13 protein-coding genes are annotated in these 11983 nt (G+C 67.1%); 9 read left to right on the plus strand and 4 right to left on the minus strand.

Annotation, left to right across the window (positions count from 1 at the left end):
• The first annotated feature begins 43 nt into the window (after nt 1-43).
• The 7 genes from E3T35_RS18655 (at nt 44) to nucS (ending at nt 6911) form a co-directional block, all read left to right on the plus strand.
• Nucleotides 44-1267: an MFS transporter gene (locus E3T35_RS18655; RefSeq protein WP_134380624.1), complete on the plus strand. Its 1224-nt coding sequence runs from the start codon at nt 44-46 to the stop codon at nt 1265-1267.
• A 145-nt stretch (nt 1268-1412) separates the two neighbouring features.
• On the plus strand, nt 1413-2705 hold the full coding sequence (locus E3T35_RS18660) for a GAF domain-containing protein (protein ID WP_134380626.1): 1293 nt from the start codon (nt 1413-1415) through the stop codon (nt 2703-2705).
• A 110-nt stretch (nt 2706-2815) separates the two neighbouring features.
• Nucleotides 2816-3676, plus strand: coding sequence for a class II fructose-bisphosphate aldolase (locus E3T35_RS18665; protein ID WP_134380629.1), 861 nt, complete (start codon nt 2816-2818; stop codon nt 3674-3676).
• Between the two features lie 3 nt (nt 3677-3679).
• The gene (locus tag E3T35_RS18670; RefSeq protein ID WP_134344871.1) at nt 3680-4471 is read left to right on the plus strand and encodes an HAD-IA family hydrolase; all 792 of its coding nucleotides are present in this window, start codon (nt 3680-3682) and stop codon (nt 4469-4471) included.
• Nucleotides 4468-5100 carry a dihydroxyacetone kinase subunit DhaL gene (gene dhaL, locus E3T35_RS18675; RefSeq protein ID WP_134380632.1) on the plus strand — a complete coding sequence of 211 codons (633 nt, stop codon included), beginning with the start codon at nt 4468-4470 and terminating at the stop codon, nt 5098-5100. The genes E3T35_RS18670 and dhaL overlap by 4 nt, the downstream gene beginning before the upstream one ends.
• 43 nt (nt 5101-5143) lie before the next feature.
• Nucleotides 5144-6139 carry a dihydroxyacetone kinase subunit DhaK gene (gene dhaK / locus E3T35_RS18680; protein WP_134344870.1) on the plus strand — a complete coding sequence of 332 codons (996 nt, stop codon included), beginning with the start codon at nt 5144-5146 and terminating at the stop codon, nt 6137-6139.
• 76 nt (nt 6140-6215) lie between these two features.
• A complete protein-coding gene (gene nucS, locus E3T35_RS18685; RefSeq protein ID WP_134344869.1) occupies nt 6216-6911 on the plus strand; it encodes an endonuclease NucS in 696 nt (231 codons plus the stop codon).
• Here nucS and E3T35_RS18690 read toward each other — a convergent pair.
• Complete coding sequence (locus E3T35_RS18690) at nt 6908-7369, minus strand: aldo/keto reductase (RefSeq protein ID WP_134344868.1); 462 nt, start codon at nt 7367-7369, stop codon at nt 6908-6910. The two genes, nucS and E3T35_RS18690, sit on opposite strands and share 4 nt — an antisense overlap.
• Nucleotides 7370-7408: 39 nt before the next feature.
• On the opposite strand from E3T35_RS18690, the gene E3T35_RS18695 reads away from it, so the two are divergent.
• Nucleotides 7409-8077 carry an HAD hydrolase-like protein gene (locus tag E3T35_RS18695; RefSeq protein ID WP_134344867.1) on the plus strand — a complete coding sequence of 223 codons (669 nt, stop codon included), beginning with the start codon at nt 7409-7411 and terminating at the stop codon, nt 8075-8077.
• Between the two features lie 11 nt (nt 8078-8088).
• Here the strand turns inward: E3T35_RS18695 and E3T35_RS18700 are convergent, their stop codons facing one another.
• From E3T35_RS18700 to hxlB, 3 genes are all read right to left on the minus strand, one after another.
• A complete protein-coding gene (locus E3T35_RS18700; protein WP_134380635.1) occupies nt 8089-9519 on the minus strand; it encodes an FAD-binding oxidoreductase in 1431 nt (476 codons plus the stop codon).
• 175 nt (nt 9520-9694) lie between these two features.
• Complete coding sequence (gene hxlA / locus E3T35_RS18705) at nt 9695-10318, minus strand: 3-hexulose-6-phosphate synthase (protein WP_092338521.1); 624 nt, start codon at nt 10316-10318, stop codon at nt 9695-9697.
• A gap of 70 nt (nt 10319-10388) precedes the next feature.
• Nucleotides 10389-10976 carry a 6-phospho-3-hexuloisomerase gene (hxlB, locus tag E3T35_RS18710; protein ID WP_092338519.1) on the minus strand — a complete coding sequence of 196 codons (588 nt, stop codon included), beginning with the start codon at nt 10974-10976 and terminating at the stop codon, nt 10389-10391.
• A 113-nt stretch (nt 10977-11089) separates the two neighbouring features.
• Here hxlB and E3T35_RS18715 point away from each other — a divergent pair, with 113 nt between their 5' ends.
• Nucleotides 11090-11917, plus strand: coding sequence for a LuxR C-terminal-related transcriptional regulator (locus tag E3T35_RS18715; RefSeq protein ID WP_134344864.1), 828 nt, complete (start codon nt 11090-11092; stop codon nt 11915-11917).
• The last annotated feature ends 66 nt before the right edge of the window (nt 11918-11983 follow it).

The following is an 11983-nucleotide window of genomic DNA, read 5'->3' on the forward strand; positions in this document are numbered from 1 at the left end:
CCCACCCGCTGTCGAGGCTTCCGCCCGCCACATTAGGAGCCCGATGACCTCCGCTGATTCCTCCGTGACCGCCTCCGCCACGCGCCCAGCCCTGATCGGCTGGCGCAACGCCGTGTTCGCAGCGTTCTTCATCTCCGGACTGGGCCTGGCCAGCTGGATGTCGCGGGTACCCGCCGTGCGCGACGGACTCGGGCTCGATACCGCCCAGGTCGGCCTGCTCATCTTCGGACTCTCCGCCGGCTCGGTCATCGGCCTGCTGATCGCCGCGGGCCAGCTCGCCCGCCTCGGTGTACGCCGCGCCATGCTGGTCAGCGTCTCGATGTCGGCCACCGGGCTCTTGCTCATGGGCGCGGGCGTCAGCCTCGTGCCCTCGGCCCCGTTCGTGTTCGCAGCCCTCGCCGTCTTCGGCGTGGGCATGGGATCCCTCGACGTCATGATGAACGTCGAGGGCGCGGCCGCCGAGCGGGCCATCGGCCGCACACTCATGCCCCTCATGCACGCCTGCTTCAGTCTCGGCACGGTGGTCGGCGCGCTCGGCGGCGCCGCAACATCCGCTCTACACATCTCAGTGTTCTGGCACCTGCTCGTTATGGCGGTTCTGATTTTGGGCACGATCGTAGTGGCGGTGCGGTTCCTTCCGGTCGGTGTCGACCTGACGGCAACAACGGATGCCCCGCGCCTCGCGTGGCGCGAGCGCCTGCAGGGCAGCCTCGCCGTTTGGCGTGATCGCAAACTGCTGTTGATCGGGGTTATCGTGCTCGGCATGACCTTCGCCGAGGGCTCGGCGAACGACTGGCTCGCCCTCGCCTCGGTCGATGGACACGGCTTCAGCAACACCGACGGGGCGATTGTCTTCGGCGTATTCGTGGCCGCGATGACCGTGGGTCGCGTCATCGGCGGGCCCGTGCTCGACCGGTTCGGTCGAGTTGTCGTGCTGCGCGCCTGCGCCGGAATCGGCATTGCGGGGCTCGTGCTGTTCATCCTCGCGCCGAACGCCCCGCTCGTTTTCGTCGGCACCGTGCTCTGGGGTATCGGCGCCTCGCTCGGCTTTCCGGTAGGCATGTCGGCGGCTGCCGACGACAGCAAGAACGCGGCCGCTCGAGTGAGCGCCGTGGCCATCATCGGCTATTTCGCCTTTTTGGTCGGGCCGCCCGTACTGGGGCTGCTTGGTGAGACCTGGGGCATTCTCAACGCCCTCTACCTGGTTTTGGTGCTCATGGTGTTGGCCGGGCTGGCGGCCCCGGCGGCACGGCCCCACGCCGCATGAGTCACGGCACAGAAGGCTACGTCGGCTGGTGTGGTTCCTCGCCACATCGAAGCACCCGCCGCTAGCGCCAAGGGGGGACAGACCCGTAGGGTGAAGTGCTGTCTACGGAACCAGGCAGGCTTGCACACTCAGAGACGAGAATACGATGGGCCCGACCCCGACTCACCTGCCGACCCCTCGTAATGCCCCTCGATCGCAGACCGATGAGCCCGGCGATGAAGTAGCCCTGTTCCTGGCTACGGGGCCGGCCGGTGATACGGGGCTCGGACCTCTGCTGGAACGGATCCTGCTGCGCGCCGCCCAGTTGCTGGGATGCGCCATGGGATCGATCTGCACTATCGATGAGACCGCTCAGGTCTACCGCAAAGAGGTCGACCTCGGCGACGAATGCCGGGCTGGCCAAGTCTTCTCACTGGATGAAGGCGTCACCGGAGCAGTCGTGCGAGCCGGTGGATCCGTTGTGTTCAGTGAGTACTCCAAAGTGCCGGGCGGTCATCTCGGCCGGGACGACGCCCGCTACCAGCGCCCGGTCATCGGCGTGCCGATCAGGCTTCCTTCCGGGGTCATCGGCGCCTGCGTGGTCTTTGCCAATAGCTCCGAGCGCCTCTTCACCAGCCAGGACGCCCGGATACTCGAACGTTTCGCCGCTCAGGCGGCCGCCGCCATCGCCGACTTCCGTCTGCACACCGTGGCCATCGAGGTCAACATCAATCTGGCCGAGTTTCACACGTCCGAGCGCGCAGCGCTGGCCCACGGATTCGGGCTGCCGGGCGGCGACGATCCGTGCAGACCGACGCACGTATCGATCGGGCGCCTGACCGAGACACACCCCCATCGGGTGCTCGTCATGCACGAACGACCGGTGATCCGCGCCGGCTTGGTGCACCTGCTCACGCAGGAGGGGACGGGCATCCAAGTGATCGCCGAGTGCGGCGACGCCGCCGGCGCCCTCGCTGCGGCACGGTATCTGCAGCCCGACGTCGTGGTCACTGACATCGATCTGGTCGACCTGCCAGGCGCCGACCTGATCGAGGCGCTGGCTCGCACCAGTCCGGGCACGGCCGTCGTACTCCTGGTCGGAGACCCACACGACGAACGAATCCGGCGCGCGGCCCACTCTGGCGCCCGCGGGTTCCTGAACCGATCCGCCGAGGGGCATTCGCTCGTGCGAGCGGTCGACTCGGCCGTTGCCGGCGATGCTGTTCTGTCGCGCTCCCTACTGGAAATGTGGCGCGACCCGGCCGATCCCGCCCTCCTCACGTCCCGCGAGCGGGAGGTGCGCCGGCTGGTGGAGGGCGGACTCCGGGACAAGCAGATCGGTACGGAGCTTGGCATCTCGGTAAAAACCGTCGAAAAACACGTCGGCACGATCCTCAGGAAGACGGGAGCAGCCAACCGCACAATGCTGGCCGGGCTGGCCCATCCGCATCATTCCTGAACGGATGCCGACGACGACCAGGGATTTCCCCCAAAGCGAATGGGGGGACTCCCCGATAGCGCGCGATGCGCGTGCCGGTTTAACGTGAGACGAAGCCAAAGGAGGCCGTCGTGCCAGTTGTTTCCCTGAAGGAAATCGTCGACCGGGCGTTCGATGCCCGCTACGGCGTGCCTGCTGTCAACGTGTTCAACGACCTCACCATGCAGGGGGTGCTGGCTGCCGCAGTCGAAGTTCGCTCGCCGATCATCGTGCAGACGTCGGTCAAGACCGTGCGCTCGATCGGCGCGAAGGTGCTGTTCGCTATGTGGCAATCCATGACCGCCGACATCGACGTGCCCGTCGCCCTGCACCTCGACCACTGCCCCGACCGTGACGTGATCAGCGAGTGCCTGGCCATCGGCTGGAACTCGGTGCTCTTCGACGCGTCCCAGCTGCCCGTGGCCGAGAACCAGCGCCAAACCATTGAGGTGGTCAAGGAGGCCCGAGGCTACGGAGCCCATGTCGAGGGTGAGATTGAATCCATCACCGGCGTCGAAGACGGTGTCGGCTCCGATCAGACCGCGGCGCGGCAGACCCTTGACGTATCCCTCGCGTTCATTGAAGCGACCGGCGTCGATGTCTTCGCTCCGTCCATCGGCAACGCCCACGGCGTCTACAAATCGAAACCCGTTTTGGACTTCGACCGGGTCAGCGATCTGGTGGCGGCGCATCCAATACCCATCGCCCTACACGGCGGCACCGGAATGACGGACGCCCAATTCCACGACCTGATCCAGCGTGGCTGTTCCAAGGTGAACATCTCTACCGCCCTCAAGGTGACCTATCTGCAATCCACCCTGGCCAACCTGCGGTTCGCCGAAGAGGCCGACAAATGGGACCCGCCGACGCTTTTTCGCGCTGTGAGTGGCGATGTCGTCGACCTCACAACGGGCCTGGCCCGCACGTTCGGCTCGGCCGGCCAGGCCTGGTAAGCGATGCCGGCACTGATCTTCGACTGCGACGGCGTACTCGCCGACACCGAACGCCACGGACACCTGCCCGCCTTCAACGCCAGCTTCGCGGAGTTCGGACTGCCCGTGCACTGGAGCGAGGAGGATTACGCCGAGAAGTTGCTGATCGGCGGTGGCAAGGAACGCCTTACGAGCCTGCTCACGCCGGACTTCGTTCAGGCGGCCAATCTTCCCGCCGATCCGGCCCGGCAACAAGAAACCGTCGCCACCTGGCATCGGCGCAAGACCCAGATTTACACCGACCTGATCGCTGTCGGAGCGCTGCCCGCCCGCCCAGGGATCGCCCGGATCGTCGCCGAGGCGGCTGCTGCCGGCTGGATGCTCGCGGTCGCCTCAACCTCGGCCGAACCCTCCGTGCGGGCAGTGCTGACCCACGCGGTGGGCGAGTCCCTGGCCGCGCAGTTCCAGGTATTCGCAGGAGACATCGTGGTCGCCAAGAAACCTGCGCCGGACATCTACGCCTATGCCTTGGAGCACCTCGGTGTGAGCACCGACGAGGCGATCGTCATCGAGGACAGTAACAACGGCCTGCGCGCCGCCCGCGCTGCCGGGTTGCGCACCCTCGTCACAGTGAGCAGTTACACCGTCGATGAGAACTTTGACGGTGCTGCCCTCGTCGTCACCTCGCTCGGCGACCCGGATGGCGAACTCGCAACCGTGCTGGGCTCTCCTGCCGGCGTGGTGCCGAACGGTTTCGTGACGCTGGGCGACCTTTCGATGCTGCTGCGCGCCCCCAACCAGGAGGAAGAATCATGACCAGTTCCCTGAACGCGACTGAATTCGTGGTGCGCTCCATCGCCGAGGAGGCCCTCGTCAACGAGAAATACTTCGGCGAACTTGACTCAGTTGTCGGTGACGGGGACTTCGGCTACTCCCTGGCCCGCGGTTTCGAGGTTGTGCTCTCCGGCTGGGACGGCGTTGACCGCACGGACCCCGGGGTGTTCCTGAGCAAGATCGCGATCGTCATCACCAGCACCATCGGGGGAACGTCGGGGCCGCTCTGGGGAACGGCATTCCTGCGCGCCGGCACCGCGCTCAAGGGCCGAAACGAGGTCAGCCCGGCGGACACCATCACCGCGCTGCGCGCGGCCATCGAAGGGATCAAGTACCGCGGTAAGTCCGATGTCGGTGACAAAACCCTGCTCGATGCTTTCGTGCCCGCCGTCGACACGCTCGAGGCCGCATTTGCGGCCGGCGACGACGCCAAGACTGCTCTGGGCAAGATGGCGGTCTCCGCTCGGGAGGCCGCACAAGCCACGAGCCTGCTCCAGGCCCGGCGCGGGCGCGCGAGCTACACCGGCGAGCGCAGCGTGGGATCGCCCGACGCCGGCGCGATCGCCATTGCGGTGCTGGTCGAGCGCCTCGCCCGAACCTGGGCCAACTAGCCCACCGATAACCATCCGATCCCGACAACGACGTGGAGACATCATGAAGAAGTTCATCAACGACCCCCAGCAGTTCGTTCCCGAGATGCTCGAGGGCATCGCGCTCGCGAACCCCGACACCCTGCGCTACGTTCCCGAATATCACCTCATCCATCGAGCGGATGCCCCCAACCACGACAAGGTCACCATCATTCAGGGCTCCGGCTCCGGCCATGAGCCAGCCCACGTGATGACGGTCGGTAAGGGGATGCTGGACGGCGCGTGCCCTGGAGACGTCTTTGCCGCCCCGCCGATCGACTTCATTATCGAGTCCACCAAGCTCCTCGCCTCCGACAAGGGGGTGCTGCTCCTGGTCAACAACTACACCGGAGACCGGATGGCGTTCGAGATGGCCGAGGAGGTATCCAGCGCCGACGGCATCCAGGTGCGCACGCTGTTCATCGACGATGACGTGTCGGTGCAGGACTCCACCTACACCGTCGGCCGCCGCGGAGTGGCCGGCAACTTCTTCGTGATGAAGGCCGTTGGAGCCGCGGCGGAGTCCGGTGCCGACCTCGACGAGCTGGTGCGCATCGGCGAAAAGGTCAACTCCGTCACCCGCACCATGGGTGTCGCGCTGACGGCCTGCACTCCTCCCGCCCGGGGGGAACCCCTGTTTGCCCTCGGCGACGACGAGATCGAGATCGGCGTCGGCATCCACGGCGAACCGGGGCGACGCCGGGCCAAATGGATGCCCGCCGACGAGATCGTGGACGAGCTGCTCAGCGCGATCGTTCCCGACCTGCCATTCGTCAGCGGGGACCGGGTCGCCGTGATGGTGAACGGCCTCGGCGGCACGCCGATCAGTGAGCTGTACATTCTCTACGGGATCATCCACAAGCGGCTCACCGCGCTGGGCATGACCGTGGGACGTAACTATGTCGGCGAGTACTGCACCTCGCTCGACATGGCCGGTGCCTCGATCACGCTGGTGCGACTCGACGACGAGATAGCGGCACTACTCGCCGCCCCGGCCGAGATCGCAATGCGAGTTTTCTGAGCCGCCCGACCCGTGAGCGCGGTCGCCGAGGCCCGTGCCGATGAGAGGCCGAAGGCGACCAGGATAAACTCGTTCAGTGCGCCTTGTAATTGCGAAATGCTCCGTTGACTATGCCGGGCGTCTCAGCGCGCACCTGCCGCTGGCCACCCGCTTGCTGATGATCAAGTCCGATGGCAGCGTGCTCGTGCACTCCGACGGTGGCTCCTACAAACCGCTGAACTGGATGAGCCCACCCTGCTCGATCGCCATCTCCGAGCCCGACGGCGATCAAGCGGATGCCGGCATCACCGCCCTCTGGACGGTCACCCACGCCAAGACCGCCGACCAACTCGTGGTCAGCGTCTACGACGTGCAGCACGACTCGGCCCACGAACTCGGCATCGACCCCGGCCTGATCAAGGACGGCGCGGAGTCGCACCTGCAGAAGCTGTTGGCCGAGCACATTCATCTGCTCGGCGAGGGTTTCACCTTCGTGCGCCGCGAGTACATGACCGCCATCGGGCCGGTCGATATCCTCGCGCAGGATGCCGCCGGCCGATCTGTCGCGGTAGAACTCAAGCGAAATGGTGATATCGACGGGGTGGAACAGCTCACGCGCTACCTCGAACTCATGAATCGCGACCCGCATTTGGCGCCGGTCAGTGGGGTTTTTGCCGCGCAGACGATCAAACCGCAGGCCCGCAAGTTGGCGGAGGATCGCGGCATCCGCTGTCTGCTGCTCGACTATGACGCCATGCGCGGCCTCGACGATACGGCCTCGAAACTCTTTTAGGGCAGCGGGCGCCCGCGGGCCGCAAGGTACAGCGCGAACCACTCGTCGCGGGTCATTGCCGCTGCCTGCGCGGTTGCATCCCCGCAGGCCCGAATGCGCGCCGGATCGCTCGATCCGAGGACGGGGTCGATGTGCGCGGGGTGCCGCATCAGCCAGCCAAGAACGATGGCCTCGCGGGTCGTGTTCTTCACCTCGGCCAGCGTCTGCACCAAAGCGGATGCCGCCTCCTCGGCCGCCGTGCCCGTCGCCCCGGAATACCGGCCCTGGGCGAGTGCGCCCCAGGCCTGCAGCCGCACGCCATTGCTCGCGCAGTACTCGAGCGTGCCGTGCGGGAAGGTGTTGTCGGCGCCGTCCGGGTGGTTGACCAGCACCGTGCTGTCGACCCAGTCACGCTTGAGCAGATCGACAGCGCAGCCTCGACCGCGCTTAACCGTGGAAAGGCTGAGCAGAATGGGCAAATGGGGTACATTGCCTCCAGAACACCTAGGCTATGCCGAATGAACGCAACATTGACGCGCACCTGGAGCGCCATCCTCTTCGACCTCGACGGAACCATCACTGACTCCGCCCCGGCGATCACCAGCTCGCTGGCTCGCACTTTCACGCTGCTCGGGCGTCCGGTTCCGTCCGCTGCCGAACTGCTCGCCTACGTCGGCCCGCCCATGTTCGACGCCTTCCAGGAATATGCGGGAATGACCGCAGACGAAGCCGTGGAGGCCATCGCGGTCTATCGGGCTGAGTATCACGGCGCTGCTGCCCTCGACACGGCTGTCTTTCCCGGCATCGCCGGTCTACTCGAGCGCATTCACGCGACGGGTATCCCGCTCGCCCTCGCCACCAGCAAGCCCGAGCTGAGTGCCATCGCCATTCTCACGCACTTCGACCTAGCGAAGTATTTCACGGCCACGGTCGGTGCCTCCGCCGATGACACCCGCAGCAGGAAAGCCGACATCGTCGCCGAGGCTCTCGCCCGGCTGGCCGCGACCGGCGTCGACACCAGCGGCGCCGTCATGGTCGGCGACCGCAGCTACGACGCCATCGGTGCCCAGGCCAACGGCATTCCGGCCATTCTGGTGGAGTGGGGCTACGGCTCTCCGGCTGAGGCCGAGGCTGCTACGGCGGTCGTGCACTCGACCGACCAGCTCGGCCGGTTGCTGCTCGGCTGACGCCCTAGCGGCTAGGAGTCAAAGCCGAGGCCCAGCGCGTCGAGGGTTTTCAGCAAGGCATTGCGCTTGCCGCGGTTGTGGTCGGCCCGGTTGAGCGCCCAGCGCGTGGCCTGAATCCCAGCGGATGCGATCGGCTCCGGCGGAAACGGCAGCGGACGACCGCGCACCATGGCCAGTTCAGTGCGCTCGGTGGCGCGGCCAGCCAGCTGGTCGAGCATGACCTGAGCGGCGAAGTGCGTGGCGCCGACCCCGAGGCCGGTGAATCCGGCCGCGTAGCTGATGCGCCCGCCGCGCGCCTGGCCGAAGAACGCGCAGAACTGCGTGGAGGTGTCGATGGCACCGGCCCACTTATGGCTGAAACGCACCCCGGCCAGCTGCGGAAACGTCGTGAAGAAGTGGCTCGCGAGCTTGGCGAAGGTCTCGGGGCGGTTCTCATACCCGCTGCGTACTTTACGCCCATAGTGATAGACGGCGTCGTAGCCCCCGAACAGAATGCGGTTGTCGGCGCTCAGCCGGTAGTAGTGAAACTGGTTAGCCAGGTCACTGAGCCCCTGCCGGTGCTGCCAGCCGATCGCGGCGAGTTGGTCGGCATTCAGTGGTTCGGTCATGAGCACGTAGTCGTAGACCGGCACGGTTGCGAGTTTGTTGCGCTTGAGTAGCGACGGAAAGACGTTTGTGGCCAGAGCCGTCTTCTGGGCAGTCACGGAGCCGCCCGCCGTCACAACCCGGGTGCCCTGCGCCGCGGTCAGTCCGGTCGTGTCGAGGTTTTGCACGAGCGAGTTCTCGAAGATTTCGACCCCGCTGGAGGTGGCCACGCGAGCCAGCTCGGCGGCGAGCTTGCCCGGATGCACGAGAGCATTGCTGCGCTTGTGCCAGACCCCGGCCAGGTAGGTCGGAGACGCGACCTCGGCCTGCACGGCCGCCTGGTCGAGAAACACGGTGTTCTCGTCGGCCGTCTCCTCGCGCAGCCACTCCACCTGGTGCTCCTCGATGGCGAGGTCGATGGCGCCGGTGCGCTCGAAATCACAGTCCAGGCCGAGTGCGGCCACGGCTCGCTCGATTTCGTCGAGGTTCTCATTACCGAGCTCGGTCAGCCGGTCGATCTCCTGCGGCCAGCGCGTGCGCCCGTTCTCTTCGCCGTGGGTGAGGCTCGCCTCGCAGAAACCGCCGTTGCGACCGGATGCCGCCCAGCCGACCGTGCGCGCCTCCAGCAGCACCACGCGCGCCGCCGGATTCTGTTGTTTGGCCAGCACCGCGCTCCACAAGCCGAGGTAGCCGCCGCCGACGATCGCCAGGTCGCAGTTGAGGTTGCCGGAGAGCCGAGGGTAGTTCGCACGCGGCGCGAGGTCGTCGAGCCAGAAGGAGCCCTGCCGGGTGCCGACGAGTGAGGCTGCGACAACGGATGCCGCGGGCCGGGCTCGGTCGAAAATTGTGCTGGTCATGCGGGGTGCGCGTCCTCTCGCGGCGACGATGCCGCCACCTGGTCTGGGCGCCACCAGCCTAGCGGCGCCCACCGAGATTCCGGCGCGTGGCGCGGGCATCCGCTTGATGCGACCGGGACGTTAACGCGAAAGTGCCGCCCCGCGCGAAGCGGGACGGCACCGAGAAGACGCGACTCTAGATGATCGCGGCGCGCAGGGCGGCAGCGGCGGCGGCCGGGTCATCGGCGCCGTAGATGGCGCCGCCTGCGACGGCAACGGATGCGCCGGCGCGCTGCACCGAGGCGATGGTCGCCAGGCTCACGCCACCGGCCAGCGAGAACGGAACCTTGGCGGTTTCGCCCTGGTTGAGCAGCTTCGCGAGCGAGAATCCGGGCTCGGCCTGCTCGTCGAGTCCGGCGTGCATTTCGACGAACTGGGCACCGAGCGCGGTGACCTCGCGGGCGCGGGTGACCTTGTCGGCAACGCCGATCAGGTCGACGACGATGCCCTTACCGTGCTTGGTCGCGGCGGCGACGGCTCCGATGATGGTGCTGTCTCCGGCCGTGCCGAGCACCGTCACGAGGTCGGCGCCGGCGGCGAAGGCGATGTCGGCTTCGAGCTCGCCGGCATCCATCGTCTTGAGGTCGGCGAAGACGATCTTGTCGGGGTGCGCGGCTTTGATCGCGGTGACGGCGCGCAGGCCCTCGGCCTTGATCAGCGGGGTGCCGAGCTCGATGATGTCGACGTGCGGGGCGACCTGCGCGGCGAGCGCGAGCGCGGCGTCGGTGGTCAGTACGTCCATTGCTACCTGAAGCTTCATGGGGTTCTACTTTCAGTTGGGGTAAGCGGTCTGTGGTTTTCGGGACGGGGCCTGGGCCCTATCCGGTTTGTTACTCGAGGTTGGCGTGACGCGGCCAGAGCTCGGCGGCCGTCGCACCGCTTCGCTGCCAGAGCGTGTGGAATAGGGCGTCGCCCACCAGCAGCACGGACTGTTCGAACAGCCCGCCCGAGTACTGCGCCGACACCTGCCCGGCGTGGTCCTGCTTGGCGGCCGCGGGGATGACCACGGTCACCGCGGCGAGGTGCCCGAGGGGCGACTCCGGCGCCGTGGTCAGCGCGAGAATGTTCGCACCCACACCGTGAGCCGTCTCGGCGGCGCGCACGATGGCGCCCGTCGTTCCGGATCCGCTGGCCACCAGCAGCAGGTCGCCCTGCGCAATCGCCGGGCTGGTGACCTCGCCGACCACGTGCACGTCAAGGCCCAGGTGCATGAGCCGCATCGCGGTCATCTTCAATGCCAGCCCGGAACGGCCGGCTCCCAGCACGAACACCCGCGGTGCCACAGCGAGCAGACTCGCCGCGTCATCCAGCACCACAGAAGCGGATGCCGCCCGCAGCGCGTCCACGACGCGGCCATTCTCGGCGAAAATGAGACCGAGGGCATCCGCTGTGGTGGGGGTGGTTGTAGTTTCGGTCATGGGTCAATACTTCACTCTTTCGAGTGGGCGTGCGGCCCGCCAAACGAATGGTTTTACTACCCAAACGAATGGCTCCGGGCAGGCTCCACGGACGGTTCGGATAGGCTATCCGTATGACCTTCCTCGCCGATTCACCCGTGCAGACCGCGCGCAGCATGGCCGCCGAACGCTCCAAGCTCATCGCCGACCTCACGGACGCGCACGCGACCACGCTGGAATCCCTGCTCGCCGTGCTGCGCTCGAGCAGCACGAGTGACACCGCTGCCCGCCAGAAGGCCACCGAACTCGCCGCCGCGGCGATGGTCGCCCTGCGCGCGGTGAGCGACCTCGACCGGAGCCTCACCGAAGAACCTGTTGCCCGCGCCTTCGAACGTCTCAAAAATGACCTGCGTCCGCTGGTGCGCTTCGGCGACCTCGACGTGCAGTTCATCGAGCCGCCGGTCAACGGCCGCGCGCTGCCCGGCGAAGTCGCCCACGAGGCCAGGGCCATCGTGCGCGGCGCCGTGCTCGCCCTAGTCGAGCAGACCGGGGTCGCGCGGGTGCGCGTTCAGTGGGACTGCGACGGCAGCAACCTGCTGATTCGCATTCGCGACGACGGACCGGGCGACCTCGACGCCGAGGTTCCGAGCGTTCGCCAGCTGGCCGCCCGCGTCGTGGCGCTCAGCGGAACGCTGGGTGTCGAGGCGACCGCCGGCTGGGGGTCGGAGATGGCGGTGTCGCTGCCGCTCGACGCGCCCACGGCATCCGTTTCGGCGGCGGCAGCCTGGGGCCTCAGCCCGCGCGAGCGCGGCGTGCTCGAGCTTGTGGCGTCGGGCGCGCGCAACAAGGCGATTGCCGAGGCGCTGACCATCAGCGAGAACACCGTGAAGTTTCACGTGGCCAACCTGCTGCGCAAGGTCGGCGCCTCGACCCGCGCCGAACTCGCCTCCCTCGCCCGCTGAACGGATGCCCGGCGCGCCGCCAGCACGCCGGCCGCCGCGAGCATGGACAGGACTCACGCTAGGGTG

Origin of the sequence: Cryobacterium sp. TMT1-2-2 (assembly GCF_004403505.1) — a bacterium.
In the GTDB taxonomy this organism is placed as follows: domain Bacteria; phylum Actinomycetota; class Actinomycetes; order Actinomycetales; family Microbacteriaceae; genus Cryobacterium; species Cryobacterium flavum.

What these genes read in the sequence shown, in the direction of transcription:
- E3T35_RS18655 (WP_134380624.1), top strand. Translation starts at nt 44, where the DNA reads ATGACCTCCGCTGATTCCTCCGTGACCGCCTCCGCCACGCGCCCAGCC.
- E3T35_RS18660 (WP_134380626.1), top strand. Translation starts at nt 1,413, where the DNA reads ATGGGCCCGACCCCGACTCACCTGCCGACCCCTCGTAATGCCCCTCGA.
- E3T35_RS18670 (WP_134344871.1), top strand. Translation starts at nt 3,680, where the DNA reads ATGCCGGCACTGATCTTCGACTGCGACGGCGTACTCGCCGACACCGAA.
- dhaL (WP_134380632.1), top strand. Translation starts at nt 4,468, where the DNA reads ATGACCAGTTCCCTGAACGCGACTGAATTCGTGGTGCGCTCCATCGCC.
- dhaK (WP_134344870.1), top strand. Translation starts at nt 5,144, where the DNA reads ATGAAGAAGTTCATCAACGACCCCCAGCAGTTCGTTCCCGAGATGCTC.
- E3T35_RS18695 (WP_134344867.1), top strand. Translation starts at nt 7,409, where the DNA reads ATGAACGCAACATTGACGCGCACCTGGAGCGCCATCCTCTTCGACCTC.
- E3T35_RS18700 (WP_134380635.1), bottom strand. Translation starts at nt 9,519, where the DNA reads ATGACCAGCACAATTTTCGACCGAGCCCGGCCCGCGGCATCCGTTGTC.
- hxlA (WP_092338521.1), bottom strand. Translation starts at nt 10,318, where the DNA reads ATGAAGCTTCAGGTAGCAATGGACGTACTGACCACCGACGCCGCGCTC.
- hxlB (WP_092338519.1), bottom strand. Translation starts at nt 10,976, where the DNA reads ATGACCGAAACTACAACCACCCCCACCACAGCGGATGCCCTCGGTCTC.
- E3T35_RS18715 (WP_134344864.1), top strand. Translation starts at nt 11,090, where the DNA reads ATGACCTTCCTCGCCGATTCACCCGTGCAGACCGCGCGCAGCATGGCC.